Origin of the sequence: Exiguobacterium sp. PvP048 (assembly GCF_040549175.1) — a bacterium.
Lineage (GTDB): Bacteria > Bacillota > Bacilli > Exiguobacteriales > Exiguobacteriaceae > Exiguobacterium_A > Exiguobacterium_A artemiae.
In genome coordinates, this window is the sequence record NZ_JBEPSU010000001.1 from 208,186 (window position 1) to 225,524 (window position 17,339).

17 protein-coding genes and 1 other annotated feature are annotated in these 17,339 nt (G+C 48.7%); all 17 genes read right to left on the reverse strand.

The window, feature by feature from the left end; translation table 11 throughout:
* Window position 1: 1 nt before the first annotated feature.
* The 17 genes from ABIC15_RS01070 to murD all read right to left on the reverse strand — a co-directional run bounded on the left by ABIC15_RS01070 (window position 2) and on the right by murD (window position 17,325).
* A complete protein-coding gene (locus ABIC15_RS01070; protein WP_041261982.1) occupies window positions 2–901 on the reverse strand; it encodes an aspartate carbamoyltransferase catalytic subunit in 900 nt (299 codons plus the stop codon).
* A gap of 139 nt (window positions 902–1,040) precedes the next feature.
* Window positions 1,041–2,357, reverse strand: coding sequence for a uracil-xanthine permease family protein (locus ABIC15_RS01075; protein ID WP_012370817.1), 1,317 nt, complete (start codon window positions 2,355–2,357; stop codon window positions 1,041–1,043).
* 51 nt (window positions 2,358–2,408) lie between these two features.
* Window positions 2,409–2,939, reverse strand: coding sequence for a bifunctional pyr operon transcriptional regulator/uracil phosphoribosyltransferase PyrR (gene pyrR, locus ABIC15_RS01080; RefSeq protein WP_012370818.1), 531 nt, complete (start codon window positions 2,937–2,939; stop codon window positions 2,409–2,411).
* 242 nt (window positions 2,940–3,181) lie between these two features.
* Entirely contained in the window at window positions 3,182–4,105 is a 924-nt protein-coding gene (locus ABIC15_RS01085; protein WP_012370819.1) for an RluA family pseudouridine synthase, read from the reverse strand.
* Complete coding sequence (lspA, locus tag ABIC15_RS01090) at window positions 4,106–4,579, reverse strand: signal peptidase II (protein ID WP_012370820.1); 474 nt, start codon at window positions 4,577–4,579, stop codon at window positions 4,106–4,108.
* A 72-nt stretch (window positions 4,580–4,651) separates the two neighbouring features.
* Window positions 4,652–7,387 (reverse strand): isoleucine--tRNA ligase, encoded by a 2,736-nt coding sequence (gene ileS / locus ABIC15_RS01095; protein WP_354019528.1) that lies wholly within the window; start codon window positions 7,385–7,387, stop codon window positions 4,652–4,654.
* A gap of 57 nt (window positions 7,388–7,444) precedes the next feature.
* Window positions 7,445–7,672: a binding site (T-box leader), on the reverse strand.
* Entirely contained in the window at window positions 7,673–8,194 is a 522-nt protein-coding gene (locus ABIC15_RS01100) for a DivIVA domain-containing protein (RefSeq protein ID WP_012370822.1), read from the reverse strand.
* Window positions 8,195–8,220: 26 nt separating this feature from the next.
* Window positions 8,221–8,994: a YlmH family RNA-binding protein gene (locus ABIC15_RS01105; protein ID WP_012370823.1), complete on the reverse strand. Its 774-nt coding sequence runs from the start codon at window positions 8,992–8,994 to the stop codon at window positions 8,221–8,223.
* Window positions 8,994–9,266, reverse strand: coding sequence for a YggT family protein (locus ABIC15_RS01110; protein ID WP_012370824.1), 273 nt, complete (start codon window positions 9,264–9,266; stop codon window positions 8,994–8,996). The genes ABIC15_RS01105 and ABIC15_RS01110 overlap by 1 nt, the downstream gene beginning before the upstream one ends.
* A 2-nt stretch (window positions 9,267–9,268) precedes the next feature.
* Window positions 9,269–9,592: a cell division protein SepF gene (locus tag ABIC15_RS01115; RefSeq protein ID WP_233550664.1), complete on the reverse strand. Its 324-nt coding sequence runs from the start codon at window positions 9,590–9,592 to the stop codon at window positions 9,269–9,271.
* Window positions 9,593–9,793: 201 nt separating this feature from the next.
* The gene (locus tag ABIC15_RS01120) at window positions 9,794–10,465 is read right to left on the reverse strand and encodes a YggS family pyridoxal phosphate-dependent enzyme (protein ID WP_354019529.1); all 672 of its coding nucleotides are present in this window, start codon (window positions 10,463–10,465) and stop codon (window positions 9,794–9,796) included.
* A complete protein-coding gene (gene pgeF / locus ABIC15_RS01125; RefSeq protein ID WP_012370827.1) occupies window positions 10,452–11,228 on the reverse strand; it encodes a peptidoglycan editing factor PgeF in 777 nt (258 codons plus the stop codon). Before pgeF ends, ABIC15_RS01120 begins: the two co-directional genes overlap by 14 nt.
* 82 nt (window positions 11,229–11,310) lie before the next feature.
* Window positions 11,311–12,471: a cell division protein FtsZ gene (gene ftsZ / locus ABIC15_RS01130; protein WP_012370828.1), complete on the reverse strand. Its 1,161-nt coding sequence runs from the start codon at window positions 12,469–12,471 to the stop codon at window positions 11,311–11,313.
* A gap of 38 nt (window positions 12,472–12,509) precedes the next feature.
* Window positions 12,510–13,814, reverse strand: a complete 1,305-nt coding sequence (gene ftsA, locus ABIC15_RS01135) for a cell division protein FtsA (protein WP_012370829.1) — start codon at window positions 13,812–13,814, stop codon at window positions 12,510–12,512.
* A gap of 229 nt (window positions 13,815–14,043) precedes the next feature.
* Window positions 14,044–14,823 (reverse strand): cell division protein FtsQ/DivIB, encoded by a 780-nt coding sequence (locus ABIC15_RS01140; RefSeq protein ID WP_012370830.1) that lies wholly within the window; start codon window positions 14,821–14,823, stop codon window positions 14,044–14,046.
* 61 nt (window positions 14,824–14,884) lie between these two features.
* Entirely contained in the window at window positions 14,885–15,979 is a 1,095-nt protein-coding gene (gene murG, locus ABIC15_RS01145) for an undecaprenyldiphospho-muramoylpentapeptide beta-N-acetylglucosaminyltransferase (RefSeq protein ID WP_354019530.1), read from the reverse strand.
* On the reverse strand, window positions 15,976–17,325 hold the full coding sequence (gene murD / locus ABIC15_RS01150; protein ID WP_354019531.1) for a UDP-N-acetylmuramoyl-L-alanine--D-glutamate ligase: 1,350 nt from the start codon (window positions 17,323–17,325) through the stop codon (window positions 15,976–15,978). Before murD ends, murG begins: the two co-directional genes overlap by 4 nt.
* Window positions 17,326–17,339: the final 14 nt, after the last annotated feature.

Consider the following 17,339-nt stretch of genomic DNA (forward strand, 5'->3'; position numbering starts at 1 on the left):
TTTATCTCGTCTCCTTTATCGTTGCTGTCTCAAATGCCCGTTCCAAAATCGCCATTCGGGCAAACACACCGTTCGTCATCTGATCAAAGATGCGTGATTGCGGATGCTCCACCAATTCGTCGGCAATCTCAACACCACGGTTGACCGGTGCCGGATGTAACACAATCGCTTCCGGCTGAATCCGCTTCATCCGTTGTTCCGTCAATCCGTACCGTTCGTGATACTCTTCCGCTGCAAACGGACGGCCATCCGTATGCCGCTCGTGCTGGACACGGAGCAGCATGATGATGTCACTCGTCGCCACCGCCTCGTCCATCTCCCGATAGGTGATGCCCATCGTCTCGTCAAACCATTCCCTCGGTCCGGAACCGATGACGGTCGCTCCCAAGCGTTGCAAGACGTGTGCGTTTGACCGGGCGACCCGGCTGTGCCGGAGATCACCGCAGATGACGATCGTTTTTCCGCTGACATGACCGTATTCCGCATACATCGTCATCAAATCGAGCAGTGATTGTGATGGATGTTGCCCGCTGCCGTCTCCGGCATTGATGATCGGAATTGACAACTGTTGTTGCAACGGTTCATAATAACCGGTCTCTCCGTGCCGGACGACGAGGGCATCCACGCCGATTGCTTGTAACGTTTTGCACGTATCCAGCAACGTTTCCCCTTTTTGAACGGATGAAGTTGCCGTTTCGAACGGCAGCACATGCAGTCCGAGGTGATGTTCCGCCATGTCAAACGAACATTTAGTCCGTGTCGAATGTTCAAAAAATAAGTTGGCGACGGTTTTCGTCGGAAGTGGTCGGACAGATGCGCCTTGTTTCAGCTGCAGTGCCCGCTCAATCAACTGTTCGATGTCTTCTGTCGCTAATGCGTCAAGACTCGTAAAATGGGCGATTCGTTGTCGTGTCTGCATGTTTTTCTCTCCTTTGGGCCGCAAAAAAAGCGCACCTTCTGATGTGAAGGTGCGCTGAAGAAGACAGATGTCGCCACCTGTTTCTGAAGGGCCTCCACTTTATCGTTCTCTCTGGAACGTCTTAAAAGTCGTTAGCTGCTCGTTTCGGTTGTGGTGTTTCTTGTTCGTGTGCTGCGACTTCGATACTCGTTTTTGGCAAGATCAAATTCAGAAGGACCCCTAAGATCGTGGCAAGTGCCATGCCTTCGAGCGAGAAGTTGCCGATTTTGAGGGCAGCTCCACCAATCCCGATGACCAGAATGACCGCTGTGATGGTCAGGTTCCGTTTATCGGCAAGATCGACCTTACTTTCGACCAGTGTCCGCAGACCGTTCGAAGCGATGACCCCGAACAACAGGATACTGATGCCGCCCATGACAGGTGTCGGTATCGTCTTGATGAACCCTTCGACATAGCCGAGGAAGCCAAAGCTGATGGCGAGAACCGCTGCGCCTCCGAGGACAAAGACACTGTAGACGCGGGTGATGGCCATGACGCCGTTGTTTTCACCGTACGTCGTGACCGGCGGACCGCCGAGGATCGAAGCAATCGTCTTCGCCAATCCATCTCCGAGAACCGTCCGGTGCATCCCCGGATCAAGAAGCGTCTCGCGCCCGATAATCCGTGATGTCACTTTTTGTTCTCCGATATGCTCTGTTAATGTGACCAGTGTGACCGGAACGATGAGCGCAAGTGCCGCCCAGTTTAGTGTCGGCGAGTAGTCAAGGAATGGCACCGTAAAGTTCGGCACCTGGAAGAAGCTCGCTTGTTTCAGTGACGTGAAGTCGACGATCCCGGCAGCGACGGCAACCAAATACCCGGTCAGGATACCGAACAGAATCGGGACGGTACTCCACATTCCTTTGAAGTACGTCATCGCGAGCAAGGTGACAGCGAGTGTCGTCAAGGCGACGAGCAGGAAGGTACCGTTGTACTTGCCGTCCGCTCCGTTCATCGCCATGTTGACGGCTGTTGGAGCAAGCGATAATCCGATGACCATGATGACGGGACCGATCACGATCGGAGGCAACAGTTTCATTAACCAGCCAACACCTGTATACGTGATGACGAGGGAAACGATGCCGTAGACGAGTCCTGCAACCATTCCGCCGACAAGCGCATCTTCGACACCCCAGCGTTCACTGACGGCAATGATTGGGACGATATAAGCGAAACTTGAACCTAAGTACGTCGGGACTTTAAAGCGGGTGACGGCGAGGAAGATCAACGTGCCGACTCCGCTTGCGACGAGGGCGACGGATGTGTTTAATCCCGTTAATAACGGAACAAGGACCGTCGCGCCAAACATCGCGAAGACATGTTGGAGGCTGAGCATCAGCCACTGAAGAGGATGTTTTGGTCGTTCTTGTACATCGAGAACTGGTCTGTGTGTTTGCATGAGGATAACTCCCTTTCTGGTCTCTCTGGACCACGTTAAAGGTATTTGTGTTTAACGTTTGATGAATACTTGATCGGCGTCATCGACTTCGGATAAAGCGACGACAACTTGTTCTTCGCGTGAGGTCGGGACATTCTTCCCGATGAAATCCGGGCGGATCGGCAGTTCCCGGTGTCCCCGGTCAACGAGGACCGCGAGCTGGATCATACTCGGGCGACCGTGGTCAACGAGCGCATCCATTGCGGCGCGGACGGTTCGTCCGGTGTACAGGACGTCATCGACGAGGACGATGATTTTTCCGGTCACCGTCTCCGGCATATCCGTTCCTTTGATTTCCGGCTCGAGACTTTTTTTCGATAAGTCGTCCCGGTACATCGAGATGTCAACGACACCGAGCAAGACCGGTTTTCCTTCAATTTCTTCAATCCGGCGGGCGAGACGGCGGGCGAGTGTCTCACCGCGTGTTTTGATGCCGACAATCATCAGTTGGTCGATTCCTTTGTTGCGTTCGATGATTTCATGGGCGATGCGTGTCAACGCACGACTGATTGCCGCTTCATCTAAAATGACGGATGGTTTCATGAGGTGCTCCTTTCTGCAAAAAAACCTCCTGCGCAAAGTCGCAGGAGGTTGTTGAAGACAATAAGTGTGGGCAGCCGAAACTGCACGTATCTACACAAATGAAGTGTCTCCCTTTCGTAGCCTCTCCGGACTCGTTTAAAGGTGTGCTATGGGTAGGATCGTCAACGCGGACGACCGGTTGTTCGAGGCAGATGTCTCGCATCGCTCTCTAGGTGATACTCTACCGTTTTATTAGAAAAACGTCAAGACTCTAATTCAAGTTTTTTCAACTGGCTGATCTCAAACGTCATCTCTTCCGGCAACGGTGCTTCGAAATGCAACATCTCGCCGGTTCGCGGATGCTTGAATCCAAGAACCGCAGCATGAAGCGCTTGACCGTTCATTTTCATCGTTTTCCGTGGACCGTATTTCGGATCTCCAGCAAGCGGGAAACCGATGTAACGCATGTGGACACGAATTTGGTGCGTCCGTCCTGTCTCGAGCTTACATTCGACGACCGTAAAGCCTTCATACCGCTCGAGAACACGGAAATGTGTCACAGCTGCTTTCGAGTTTTTATCTGTCACCGTCATCCGTTGACGGTCATTTTTGTCACGGCCGACCGGTGCTTCAATCGTCCCGAGTTCATGTGGAATCTCGCCGTGGACCAGTGCGATATAAAGACGCTCTGTCGTTTTGTCTTTCAATTGTTGCGCCAACGATTCATGAGCCAAATCATTTTTAGCAACCATCAAGAGACCCGATGTGTCTTTATCGATCCGATGGACAATCCCCGGACGTTTGACGCCGTTGATGCCGGATAAATCCTGGCAATGATGAAGCAAGGCATTGACGAGTGTCCCTGATACGTGACCGGCTGCCGGATGCACGACCATCCCTTTTGGTTTATTGATGACGATGACATCACTGTCTTCATAGACGACATCCAGCGGGATATCTTCCGGTAAGACTTCAAGCTCGACCGCTTCCGGGATTCGGACAAGAATTTCTTCCGTTCCGGACATCTTGTAGTTCGGTTTCACGATCCGTCCGTCCACTTCGACGTGACCCGCTTTTAACCAGTCCTGGACCTGTGACCGGGACCAGTCTTGTTGTTCGGCTAACCATTTATCAATTCGACCGGTAGCACCATTGGCTTTAACAGCCCATTCATTTTGTTCATTCATTTAATCAATCGTTCCCTTCTTAGTCAAACGCTCTTCAAACATGACGCTGATCAGCATCAAAATAACACCAAACGTCAAACTGACGTCTGCGACATTAAAAATCGGGAAATTATACCCGAACGGATAAAAATGAAAAAAGTCGACGACTTCTCCACGGGCCATCCGGTCGATGAAATTTCCGACCGCACCGCCGAGTAACAAGGCGACACTCCAAGCAAATACTTTGTTTTTTGTGCCTTCTTTGTAAAGAAAATAAATCAGCCCGATGACGACGACCAGCGTAATGACGAAGAAAAAACCGAACTTCCCTTCAAGCATTCCCCAGGCGGCACCACGATTCCGGTATGAATTTAAATAAAAGAAATTGGGAATGATCTCAATCGCTTGACCAATCGTCATCTGTTGGACGACGATCCATTTCGTCAATTGATCCACTCCGACGAGTACAGCAGCAATCGCTAAGTAAAGCCACATTCTTTTTTCCTCCACATCCAAAAATAATGAGGGACCGCTACGAAGTCGCCGTAGCTGCCCCTCCCTGATTCATTATAAAGAATTGACGACTTCAGTACAACGTGGGCAAAGTGTCGGATGAGCCGGATCTTGTCCAAGTTCAGTCGAATATGTCCAGCAGCGTTCACATTTTTCGCCGTCTGCTTTCAGAACAGTGATGCCTGTCGTTCCGTACGATTTCTCGGCCGAAGCGACAAACTCGATTTGCGAAACTTGCAATAGTTGTTCGAGGTGATCGATTGTCGCAAGCAACGCTTTCGTTTCGTCATTCGGTGCAAGCAGGAGTTTCGCTTCGAGCGTTTTCCCGACAAGTTTCTCGGCACGTGCTTCTTCGAGTGCTTTTAGGACATCATCGCGGAAGACGAGGAAACTGTTCCATTTCGCGATCAATGCAAGACCTTCTTCCGTCATTTCCGGTGCTTCCGGAAGATCCGTCAAGAAAATACTCGCCGTCTCGACGCCGGGAACGAATTCCCACGCTTCGTCGGCTGTATGCGGTAAGACCGGTGCCATCAGTTGTAACAATGTGACGACGGTATCATACATGACTGTTTGAACGGCACGACGCGCCGGTGCATCTTCTTTTTCGATGTACAAGATATCTTTCGTGTAATCGAGATAGAACGAAGACAAGTCCAGGACACAGAAGTTATGCAACAGTTGATAGACCGCCATGAAGTCGTACGCATCGTACGCTGCCTTTACTTTACCGACAAGTTGATCGAGTTTCGTCCGCATGAAGCGATCCGATTCCGGCAAGTCTTTAAATGCCACACGGTGCGTCGTGTGATCGAACTGGTCGAGGTTTCCGAGCAGGAAGCGAACCGTATTCCGGATTTTCCGGTAAGATTCCGATACTTGTTTGAAGTTGTCCATTGAAGCACGGACATCTGATTGATAATCGACGGAAGCCACCCAAAGACGAAGAATTTCCGCTCCGAACTGTTGCATGATTTGGATTGGTGCAATCGTGTTTCCGATTGATTTCGACATCTTCCGCCCTTGACCGTCAAGGACGAATCCGTGACTGACGACCGCTTTATAAGGTGCTTTCCCTGTCGTTGCGACGGATGTCGAAAGAGACGAGTTGAACCATCCGCGATATTGGTCAGACCCTTCCAGGTACAAGTCAGCCGGACGCTCGAGTTCCGGACGTGTCGCGAGGACACCGGCATGGGATGAGCCGGAATCGAACCAGACGTCCATGATATCCGTCTCTTTTTTGAAGATGCCGTTCGGGCTTGCCGGATGCGTAAAGCCTTCCGGTAACAGATCAACGGCTTCGCGCTCATACCAGGCATTTGATCCGTGAGCGGCAAACAGATTGGCGATGTGGTCGATTGTTTCCGGTGTGACGATTTCCGTACCGTCTTCAGCATAGAAGATCGGCAATGGGACACCCCACGCGCGTTGACGGGAAATGACCCAGTCTCCGCGGTCTTTGAACATGTTGTGAAGACGTGTTTCGCCCCACTCCGGTACCCACTGAACTTCTTTGATTTCATCGAGGATCTCCTCCCGGAAATCTTTGATCGAAGCAAACCACTGTGGTGTCGCCCGGAAGATAACCGGTTTTTTCGTCCGCCAGTCGTGCGGATACGAGTGTTTGATGAACGACAGTTTTAACAATGCACCGGCTTCTTCTAGTGCCACACCGATTTCTTTGTTGGCATCTTCATAGAATAATCCTTCAAAACCAGGTGCTTCTGCCGTCATGACCCCTTTGTCGTCGACCGGACAAAGGACATCAAGACCGTACGCTTGACCGATTCGGAAGTCATCTTCCCCGTGTCCAGGCGCAGTATGAACGACACCCGTCGCTTCTGCCGTGACATGATCGCCGAGCATGACAAGTGATTCGCGGTCATAGAGCGGATGTTTCGCTTTGATGTATTCAAAGTCGGCTCCGTCGAAGACACGACCAATCGTCGCACCTTCCCAGCCGAGGGCTTCGATGACTTCCGGTACGAGTGTTTCGGCGACGATATAGCCTTTTCCTTCGTGCTCAATCCGAGCATACGTCAACTCACCGCTGACAGAGATCCCGAGGTTCGCCGGAATCGTCCAAGGTGTTGTCGTCCAGATGACGAAATGATCCGTCGGCTCCAGGATGTTTTTTCCGTCCATGACTTGGAACGCCACATAGATTGCAGCCGAACGTTTATCCTGATATTCGATTTCTGCTTCTGCGAGAGCAGACTCCGAAGACGGCGACCAGTAGACCGGCTTTTTCCCTTTATAGATGTATCCTTTATTCGCCATATCACCGAACAGACGGATTTGTGCCGCTTCGAATTCCGGTTGTAACGTGATGTATGGATTGTCGTAGTCACCGAGAACACCAAGACGCTTGAATTGTTCCCGTTGGTGATCGACTTGCTCTAATGCATATTTGGCACACAGCTCACGGAATTCTGCGACCGACATCGACTTCCGGTCGACACCCGCTTTTTGAAGCGCTGTTTCGATCGGAAGTCCGTGCGTATCCCAACCCGGTACATACGGAGAACGGAACCCGTTCATCGACTTGTAACGGACGACGATGTCTTTTAAGACTTTGTTTAATCCGTGTCCCATGTGGATGTCTCCGTTAGCGTAAGGAGGACCATCATGAAGAATGAATGTCGGCTTGCCGGCATTTTTCTCCTGGACGGCTTCATACAGATTCATCTCGTTCCAACGTGCCTGCATATCCGGCTCACGCTTCGGCAGGTTTCCCCGCATTAGAAATTCCGTTTTCATCATCAATAACGTATCTTTGTATTCCATCTGGCATTCCCTCACTTATCTGAATTTTGCGTACAAAAAAAGCCAAACACATCCCCTGATAGGGACGAGTTGGCTTGAACTCGCGGTACCACCCTACTAGCAACCCTGAAAAACGGATTACCACTTAAGAGCCTGATAACGGAGGCGAAACGGTGGAACTTACTGAACAGGTTCAGTTCCACACTCAAAGGGGATACCTTTTATCCTTGACTGATCGGGCTCACACCGGTCCCCGATTCGCTGACAGTATTTAGATAAAAGACGTGTCCTTCTCAATGATTTAACTTATACGACATCGTCGTCATTATACGCAACTGCCGGAATCTCGTCAAGCACACCCCGGGTCGAACTATCAAATGCATCCCAGTCGTGGCTCGTCAACAATTCCATCTGTGCGTCGATCAATACTTTGAATCGATTACGGTACAATTCGATTTTTTTACGCATCTGTTCGACTTCAAAATCAGTCCGCTGCGCTCGGCGCTGTGCCGCATCCTGCAGTTGTTCGGCTTCCCGTTCTGCTTGTTTGACGATAAGGCTGGCTTCTTTCGTCGCATTCGCTTTGACTTCTTCTGCCGCTTCTTGTGCCACGATGATGGATTTGTTTAGGGTTTCCTCCATCGAGCTGAAGTAATCGACACGAGACTGCATGTTTTGAATGACTTCTTGCTGTTGACGGTTTTCCCGGAGCAACAATTCAAAATCTTTGATGACTTGATCAAGAAATTCATTGACCTCATCTTCGTCATAGCCGCGAAACTTACGTGTAAATTCCTTATTGTGAATATCAAGTGGCGTCAATGGCATGATGAAATCCTCCCTCAGCTTGTTGGTTATCCTTTTAGCAGACCGTATTGCAGTTTGATCCGGTCCCGTTTCGTTGAACCGAGTACGGCAATTAACTTGACACGTCCCGTTCCGCGAAGTGACAGTAAATCGCCTTCCTCTAACAAAAAGCTCGGATCTTCAACGATTTTATAATTGACTTTACTTTCACCCTGCTTAATCAGGCTTTGCGCTTTTTGTCTTGAAAATCCAAGGATTTCACTGACGACCGTATCAAAACGGAGCGAACTGACAAATCCCAGTTCTTCCTGCCATTCTTGATCCTTGATTTTCAACTGTTCTTCTGAATCCACGAGTGACAACCGGATCTTGGTTTTCCCCGCACGATCGACGTTCGCTTCAATATAAGAAGCCACTTCTTTCGCGACGGCGAACTGGACGAGTTGATCTTGGATGACGACGTCACCGAATTTCCCTCGTTTTAATCCGACGTTTAGTAATGTCCCTGTCACCTGGCGATGCGAGAGCTCGACGAATTTTGTGGGATAATGGATACGATAAATGGCGATATCAAAATCGTTGGCATCAAGCTCGTAATAATCAGGGGCAATGAGGGCACGCTGTCGTTCCGCACCTTCAAAACCGCCCTCAAAAAAGAGGGCACATTTTGTTCCGACAAGTTCTCGGGTAATCTGTTGTTCACGCGGATCCAGAAAGTCTGTCACTTTAAATGTGTAGGTCGCTTCGACATGGTCGATCCAGTTTAGGACAAGATCGACGAACTCCCGCTCATGTCCGCGATAATGATCATAAACGCTCATTAGAAGAAGATCGCTCGAATGCCTGCCTGTGCCAAATTAAGCACTAAAAAGGCAACGATAGGTGAAATGTCAAGCATACCTCCGATGGGCGGGATAATCCGTCGGAACGGTGCGAGGAAAGGTTCGACTAACATGGCCAGGACTTGACCGAATCGTGATTCACGTGCATTTGGGAACCACGATAATAAAATATAGGCAATCATGACGTAGCTGTAATATTGAAGTAACGTGCTGAGTGTACGACCGATTGCGTACATGACTTGCGAATCCATGCTTACCACCCCTTATGGTTGATATCATCTTCACCGAGCAGATTTGAGATACTTCCGGCCAGCTCGACGTTGTTCGGTACACAGAGGAGTGTATTTTGACTGATAGTCGTAATCGTTCCATCAAGAGCAAACACGACACCTGACAGGAAATTAATCATTTGGCGTGATTGATCTTTAGACATCCGTTGCATGTTCACGATGACAGCACGATTTTGACGAAGATGTTCGCCGATTTCCTGTGCTTCGTTAAACACACGTGGCTCACTGAGAATGACTTGTGATTTCGCCTTTTTTGTATGAATGGGTACGATGTTCGATTGTCTCACAGGGTCCTCCTTTTGAGTAACAGTAGGGGTAGAATCCTCATAATACTCGTCATATTCTTGCTGTGATGCACCTCTACCTTTATTTATTGTAGCATCATTTTCATATTCGAGTTCATCTAAATCGTCTGTATTACCGAGAAATAGATTTTGCATTTTTGTTTTGAATCCCATATCAATTCTCCTTTCGTATATCTAGGCAATTTATGACTGGACTAACGTCGTACCGATTCGGACATATGTCGCGCCTTCTTCAATGGCAATCTGATAGTCCGATGACATCCCCATCGACAATTCCGTGCACGGTGCATGCGGGAGTTGACGGGTTGCCACTTCGTCTCGCAAGACACGAAGTGAACGAAAAACCGAACGGAGTACTTGTTCGTCTTCTGTCAACGGAGCCATCGTCATCAGTCCGATTACACGGACCATCGGATATTGTCCTACCTCATGCAAAAATGAGTGGACATCTTCCGGATCAATCCCCTGCTTGGATTCTTCACCAGAAACGTTGACTTGCACAAAACAATCGACTGGCTGCTTGGCACGTTTATTGATTTCTTCCGCAAGATGCAAGCGGTCCAAGGAATGTAACACGTCAATCCGATCAATGACTTGCCGGACTTTACGGGTCTGCAGTGTTCCGATAAAATGCCACTCACAGACCTCACGTCCTAAGACCGTTTGTTTGTCGGTCAATCCTTCCGGACGATTCTCACCCAGTGCCGTTATACCTGCCGCCAGCAACTCCGCCGCCACTTCACTTGAAACTGATTTCGTCACGCCGATCAATTGTACCTGCTTTTTTTGATCGGTCTTTTCATACGCCTGTTTCATGTTTTGTCGGACTTGTTGTACATTTTCAGAAATTGACATCGAGAGACTCCTTTACAATCAAACTGGCAAACCGTCCACCATGATCCCCATGACGATAGGAGAAGTAGTCTTCCGCCTGGCAGTTCGTACAGATTCCTGTATCCAGCACATCACCGACACCACTGCGTTCGGCTAACATGGCATTGGTTTTTTGAAGTGATAACATAGCTTTTCCGTCTTCTTTTTTAGTATAAGGAGACTCTTCCAAGTTCAGTTGGTCAACCGCCTCAAGAACAGGACCATCGACTTCATAACAACATTCCCGGATCGAGGGTCCGATCACCATCTGAATCGAAGAACGTTCGGCACCGGCTTGTTCCATCTTTGTCAATGTGGCTTCGACGATGTTGGCAACCGTTCCGCGCCAGCCGGCGTGAACGTTTGCAATGATACCTGTCCGCGGATCACAGAAAAGGAGCGGCACACAGTCTGCAAACAGCATCATCAATAAGACGTTTGAATCCGTTGTCACCAGTCCATCTGTACCCTTGATTGCCGTTTCGTAATCTGAGGCTCCACGACCGGACTCGAGGGTCGTTACTTGCTCGACATGATTGCCGTGCACCTGTTCAGCCCATACTGAGTTTTCCAGGGCTAAATCCAGTTGCCGCACGATGACTTCACGATTTTTAATGACACCTTCCGGATCATCTTTTACATGCAGTCCTAAGTTGCCTTGACCGTGAGGTGCTGAAAACTTTGTCGTAAACGCTGCACGGACCGTTCCTGTCGGGGTATCCCATTTTATCCATTGACCAAACATCTCATCCCATCCTTTTTTAAAAAAAGAGGTGTCGCTTACGCGACACCTCTTGATCTAGCAGTCGTGTCTCGGGAATATCGAATTAACGATTATTCCGGCGAAGGAAAGAAGGAATATCCATCGTCTCTTCGACATCTGACCCTTTTGCTGATTCTTGGTTCGAGCTAATAGGTGTCTCTTCGACTTGCGGTTTAGGTTCTTCAGCTACTGGTGATGGTGTCGACGCCTGCTTTTTCTTGAGCAGGTTTTTCATCATTTCTTGTGCTGACGGGATTTCAAAATCGAGTGGCTCGTTTTCGAATTCCGTTGCGATGACCGTAACAATGATTTCGTCTTCCAAGTTGTCATTGATGACTGATCCGAAGATTAAATTGACTTCTTCGTCCGCAGCGCTTTGAACGATTTGAGCAGCTTCCGTTACTTCGTAAAGGCTCAAGTTCGCACTACCGGTGATATTCATCAAGACGCCTTTTGCACCTTCGATCGATGTTTCAAGCAATGGACTCGAAATCGCTTTTTTCGCGGCTTCTGTCGCACGGTGTTCACCCGTTGCAACACCGACACCCATCAATGCTGAACCTTTTTCCGTCATGATCGTTTTAACATCCGCGAAGTCCAAGTTAATGAGACCCGGAACGGCGATTAAGTCCGTAATCCCTTGAACACCTTGACGAAGCACGTTATCGGCTTCTTTAAAGGCTTCAAGCATCGGCGTGTTACGATCGACGATTTCAAGCAATTTATCATTCGGAATGACGATGAGTGTATCGACTTTTTCTTTAAAGTTCTGCACGCCTGAAACAGCATGTTGCATCCGTTTGCGGCCTTCGAACATGAAAGGTTTTGTGACGACACCTACTGTCAACGCACCGATTTCTTTAGAAATTTCAGCGATGACCGGTGCTGCACCTGTTCCGGTACCGCCACCCATTCCTGCTGTTACGAAAACCATATCGGCACCAGATAGAATTTCTGTCAACTGTTCGCGGCTTTCTTCGGCAGCTTTCTTACCGATTTCCGGATTTGCTCCGGCACCAAGACCACGTGTCAGTTTTGCTCCCAGTTGAAGTTTTACATCCGCCTGTGACATGTTTAGAGCTTGTGCATCCGTATTGACAGCGATGAATTCTACGCCTTGGACACCATGTTCAATCATTCGGTTGACAGCGTTTGAACCACCGCCACCTACTCCGATGACTTTGATTTTAGCTACTTGGTCCATCATTTCATCAAAATGCAACATAAAAGGGGCCCCCTATTTTTTTACTGATAATTTTTTATTTAGCCGAAAAATTTCTCAAAGAAACTGCTGAATGACTTCCGCTCTTTTGGAGGCTGTTCCTTCTGTGGTCGCTCTTCGCGTACTGAAGGTTGGGAAGGGTGTGCAAGTAACTCTTCTTGCTCACGTCCTTGTGCGGCTATTCCCTTTTCGTCCGCCCGGTCAAACCCTGACTTCGAAACGGCACTGCGTGACAGCACGTAGCGTAACATTCCGGCAGCGACAGCATACTTCGGATGACGAATCCCTAAGCTGGATGGTTGATACACGTTCACGCTTTGTTTAAAGATCCGCTTACCGAGTTGGTCAATTCCTGGTAAGGAAGAACTGCCGCCACAAAGAATGATGCCGCTGTTCATTTGTGCATATCCGGCTTGTGTCATTCGTTTCTGGATCATTTCAAAAATCTCTTCCAGACGGGCTTCCAGTACAAAACCGATCTCCGTCTGTGGTTCGAAACGGTGTTCTCCGTTAATCGTCACGTAGGAAACTTTCTCTTCCGGGTCTCCGAGTGCTTCCAGTGCGACACCATATTCTTCTTTGGCGAGTTTTGCATCTTGGTATTTACAATTCATTTTATACGTCAAATCGCGTGTCAGATGATCTCCGCCATACGAAAGTGTCGTTGAGTACACTAAATCATTTTTTTCGTAAATTGAAAGAGTGGTCGTTTCATGTCCGATATCAACGATTCCGACACCGAGTTCCAATTCATCAATCGAAGCTGCAATTCGTGAGACGGCCAAACTTTCCAGCACATACCCCGCAAGTTCCAACCCAGCTCGTTCGATGGAACGTTTGATGCTATGTAGAATCGTCTTCGCTCCGATAATCAGCTTCCCTGTCACTTCTAGACGATAACCGATCATGCCACGTGGATCTGTGATCTCCGTCTGCTGATCGACAGTAAACGTTTTAGGTAAAACATCGACAACGCTCAATTCGTTTGGAATCCGCATCACCATGGCAGAATGAAGGACATCCTTCACATCATCATCCGTGATTTCATTATCTTCCCCTTTGATTGATGTCATCCCTTGGCAATCCTTGACTTGGATGTGCTCACCGGAAATTGCTACATATACTTCACCAATCGGTTCACCGAGTGTGCGCTCCACTTCTGCAACCGCTTGTTTAATGGCATTTACTGTTTGATCGATGTCGACGATGACACCTCGCTTGACGCCTGCAGATGGTGCAGACCCTTCCGCTAAGACATTTAGTGTTCCACCTAGAAGTTCACCGACGATGAGTTTCACTTCCGATGTCCCAATATCTAGTGCGGCAATCGTACCTTTCGTTTCCATGGGAGTGACACCTCCACTTTCATAATACTAATCCTGTCGTTCCTGTTTATATTTACAGGAATCGAGACAATCTTCTTCTCGTTTAAGTCTACACTATAAAAAACCTCACGAAAAGAAGTTATTGTCTAACTTACCCATCTAATAGATTACGATTTGATGACGATGTGTCCGCTTTCCTACTAATGAAAACAAACGTTTGTCAAACCCGTCTAATACAGGGTGTTATTTACTATTTTTTACCTTTATATGGTTTGAAATAGATACCACCATCAATGGTAATCGTTCCTGTTTTACCTTTTGGCAATGCAGAAATCACTTTGACATATTCATTCAACGAGTTAGAAAAAGCCGATGTACTCAATAAGACGGTATTTCCGTCCGTCATGAATAACTTTAATCCGCCTTTGTCGGTCTGGTCATTGGCTACGATTTCCGAAATCCGGCTCCGGACTTTCGGCTCGATTTTAACGAGTTCCTTTGTCAGACGTTCCAAGGACTGATCCGTAAATCCGGTTAGAATCGGTGCATCAAACAATTCTTCCTTCGACTTTCCGGGAATAATCGTTCCGTCCGCTAAGACGATCCGGGCGCCCGGTTTGTCTTTGGCATACGCGATTTCTTTTTCTTCGACGACATCCACTTCATAATGGTGTAAAAACGTTTTTTTCATCGTCGCTTCGCGAATACCCGGAACATCTTCAATCCGTTCCAACACGGCTTCTTCCGACACATTGAAAGCATGTGTCTCCTTCACCTTAATACGTGATGCTTGAATGATGTCTTCCTTCTTGACGTTCACGGTGCCAGTGACATCAAATGTCGCGACACGCGAGAAACTCGATTGAAGATAGAAGACGACACCAATCAATAGACCGATCAGGATGAGGACATAGATTAAACGCCGGTTCGCCTTTTTCCGACGCTGCTCACGGACATATGGAATTTTATCTTCTAAGCTGCGGACAGTCGCATCCATCTTCGGCTGTCTGGCCGGTTGTTGTTCCTTCACGTAAGCCTCTCCCTCCATTATGTTTAATTTCAGTACCTTATCGGTCTATTCCTGCAATGCTTTAGTTTTTTCGCTGAATCAACCGTAATAATTCATCGACCAGATCACTTGCCGCATTTGGCATACCAAGCACAAGTGACGCTTTTGACATGTCCGCTTGATCGGCAATTGCTTTCGTACAAGCGTCGAACAATCGGTCTCCCGTCAACTCGGATTCCCGAATCAACAGACTGGCTCCTGTCTCGACGAGTGACGAAGCATTCACTTCTTGATGATTTTCCGTCACGTACGGGCTTGGAATCAAGATACTCGGCAAACCGAGCGTCGTCAATTCAGCTAACGTACTTGCACCGGAACGCGAGATGACAAGTTGACTCGCTTTTAAAATTAACGGCAGATCATAAATGAACGGACGCAATTGAATCCGGTCGGGTAATGTGCCGAGCTGAGCCTGAATGTCTTCGTAGTGCACCTGTCCCGTGACGAACAATAACGACCAGTCAGTTTCTGTCAGCTTGGGAATCATGTCGACGACTGCTTTATTGATGGCTGGTGCCCCCCGGCTGCCGCCGTAAACGACAATCAGAGGACGATCTTCTTCAAAACCGTATTTTTGTTTTTCTTCGACTGGATCAATCTGCAGCATCGCAACTTCCGAAGCACGGGGATTCCCGATTAAAATCGTCTTCCCTTCATTTTTGCCGAAATGATGACCAGATCCCTTAAAGGACAAGGCCACTCGGTCAACATAACGCGCCAGGAACTTATTCGTGATTCCCGGTAAACTGTTTTGTTCATGGACGAGTGTTTTATATCCCATCTTCGCTGCTGTGTATAAAACCGGACCGCAGACGAAACCACCCGTTCCGACCACGATATCCGGTTGGAAGTCGCGCAAAAGCTTCCGGACGCGGACAACACTTTTTAAAAAGCGGAAACCGGTCTTGACGTTTTCAAACGATAAGGAACGGCGGATCCCCGAAATTTCAATCGATTCGAAAGGAATACCCGCTCGACGGACGATATCTGCTTCGAGTCCATTCTCTGTTCCGATGTACAACACTTCGCATGGCGTCCGACGTTCAATTTCTCGAATCATCGCCAACGCCGGATAGATATGTCCACCGGTGCCTCCACCTGAAACTACGATTCTCATTTCATCATTCCTCCTACTTTTTGGACAGAACGGATGAAATGTTCGCCGCGTTCTTCGTACGTTTTGTATTGGTCCCAACTGGCCGATGCCGGAGACAGCAAAATGATATCCCCGGGTTTCGAGACATCAAATGCCGTGGCAACGGCTTCTTCCATCTCACGTGTCACCGTCGAAGCAATCTGTTGCTCGGTCGCTAAATCGGCGAAGCGTTGACCGGTCTCCCCGAGTCCGATGACATGTTTGACATGGGTCATCGCACTTTTCAACGGTGTTAAATCTGCACCGCGTTCGAGTCCACCGCAAATCCAAATGATAGACGATTGAAAACCGGACAGTGCTGCTTCCGTTGCAACATTGTTCGTGGCTTTTGAATCATTGTAGACCTCTCGTCCGGCAAACTCACCGATGTATTCTGTCCGGTGTGCTACTCCGCCAAACGTCCGCAAGACGTCTTGAATCGCTGTCAGGGAAATCCCGAACGGTTCAATCAATGTCAAGGCAGCCAGGACGTTTTCGAGGTTATGACCACCGCCGAGCGCCAGCTCACGGACCGGGAGAATTTCTGTCTGACCGACAAAAATCATATCGTTTTCGATGTGTGCATACGCATCTTGGCGACGTGAGAACGTCAACCGTTCGGCTACTGCTGTTTCGCTTAGGCGCATGACTTCCTCGTCATCCGCATTGACGACCAGTCGTCCGGCTTCATCCATGTTTGAAAAGATTCGTGCTTTGGCTGCCGCATAAGATGTAACATCCCCATGGTAATCAAGATGAGCCGGCGACAGGTTCAGGAACGCCGCACTGACTGGACAGAAGGATTCGATGCCCATCAATTGAAAACTGGACAACTCAATGACGATGACATCGCCTGCTTCTGCCTGCTGGGCAACCTCAACTGCCGGGAAACCGATATTCCCCGCCAGATGAACACGTTTTGATCCACGTTTTAATAGTTCATGAACGAGCGTCGTCGTCGTTGTCTTGCCGTTTGATCCTGTAATCGCCACCCAGTCCGCTTTTGTTGAACGATAAGCCAATTCCACTTCCGTCCAAACCGGGATGCCAAGCTCCAGTGCTTTCTGTAACAATGGAATCTGATAAGGGATCCCCGGGTTTTTTACGATTAAGTCTGTTCCATCCAACAAGGATAACGGATGACTTCCGAAGAGGGTTTCGACCTTCAAGGATTCAAGCATTTGGACGTCATTTTCCGAAGGCGTCCCACCATCGTTCACCGTCACGACAGCGCCTGCCTTCACAAGATAGGTCGCTGCCGCAATTCCGCTTTTCGCAGTCCCAAGGACCAATACTTTTTTCTTCTCCAGCTCAGAACTCTTCATCATTAAATCGCTCACTT

Coding starts and splice junctions, on each gene's coding strand:
- ABIC15_RS01075 (WP_012370817.1), bottom strand. CDS start 2,357: ATGCAAACACACAGACCAGTTCTCGATGTACAAGAACGACCAAAACAT.
- pyrR (WP_012370818.1), bottom strand. CDS start 2,939: ATGAAACCATCCGTCATTTTAGATGAAGCGGCAATCAGTCGTGCGTTG.
- ABIC15_RS01085 (WP_012370819.1), bottom strand. CDS start 4,105: ATGAATGAACAAAATGAATGGGCTGTTAAAGCCAATGGTGCTACCGGT.
- lspA (WP_012370820.1), bottom strand. CDS start 4,579: ATGTGGCTTTACTTAGCGATTGCTGCTGTACTCGTCGGAGTGGATCAA.
- ileS (WP_354019528.1), bottom strand. CDS start 7,387: ATGGAATACAAAGATACGTTATTGATGATGAAAACGGAATTTCTAATG.
- ABIC15_RS01100 (WP_012370822.1), bottom strand. CDS start 8,194: ATGCCATTGACGCCACTTGATATTCACAATAAGGAATTTACACGTAAG.
- ABIC15_RS01105 (WP_012370823.1), bottom strand. CDS start 8,994: ATGAGCGTTTATGATCATTATCGCGGACATGAGCGGGAGTTCGTCGAT.
- ABIC15_RS01110 (WP_012370824.1), bottom strand. CDS start 9,266: ATGGATTCGCAAGTCATGTACGCAATCGGTCGTACACTCAGCACGTTA.
- ABIC15_RS01120 (WP_354019529.1), bottom strand. CDS start 10,465: ATGTCAATTTCTGAAAATGTACAACAAGTCCGACAAAACATGAAACAG.
- pgeF (WP_012370827.1), bottom strand. CDS start 11,228: ATGTTTGGTCAATGGATAAAATGGGATACCCCGACAGGAACGGTCCGT.
- ftsZ (WP_012370828.1), bottom strand. CDS start 12,471: ATGTTGCATTTTGATGAAATGATGGACCAAGTAGCTAAAATCAAAGTC.
- ftsA (WP_012370829.1), bottom strand. CDS start 13,814: ATGGAAACGAAAGGTACGATTGCCGCACTAGATATTGGGACATCGGAA.
- murG (WP_354019530.1), bottom strand. CDS start 15,979: ATGAGAATCGTAGTTTCAGGTGGAGGCACCGGTGGACATATCTATCCG.
- murD (WP_354019531.1), bottom strand. CDS start 17,325: ATGATGAAGAGTTCTGAGCTGGAGAAGAAAAAAGTATTGGTCCTTGGG.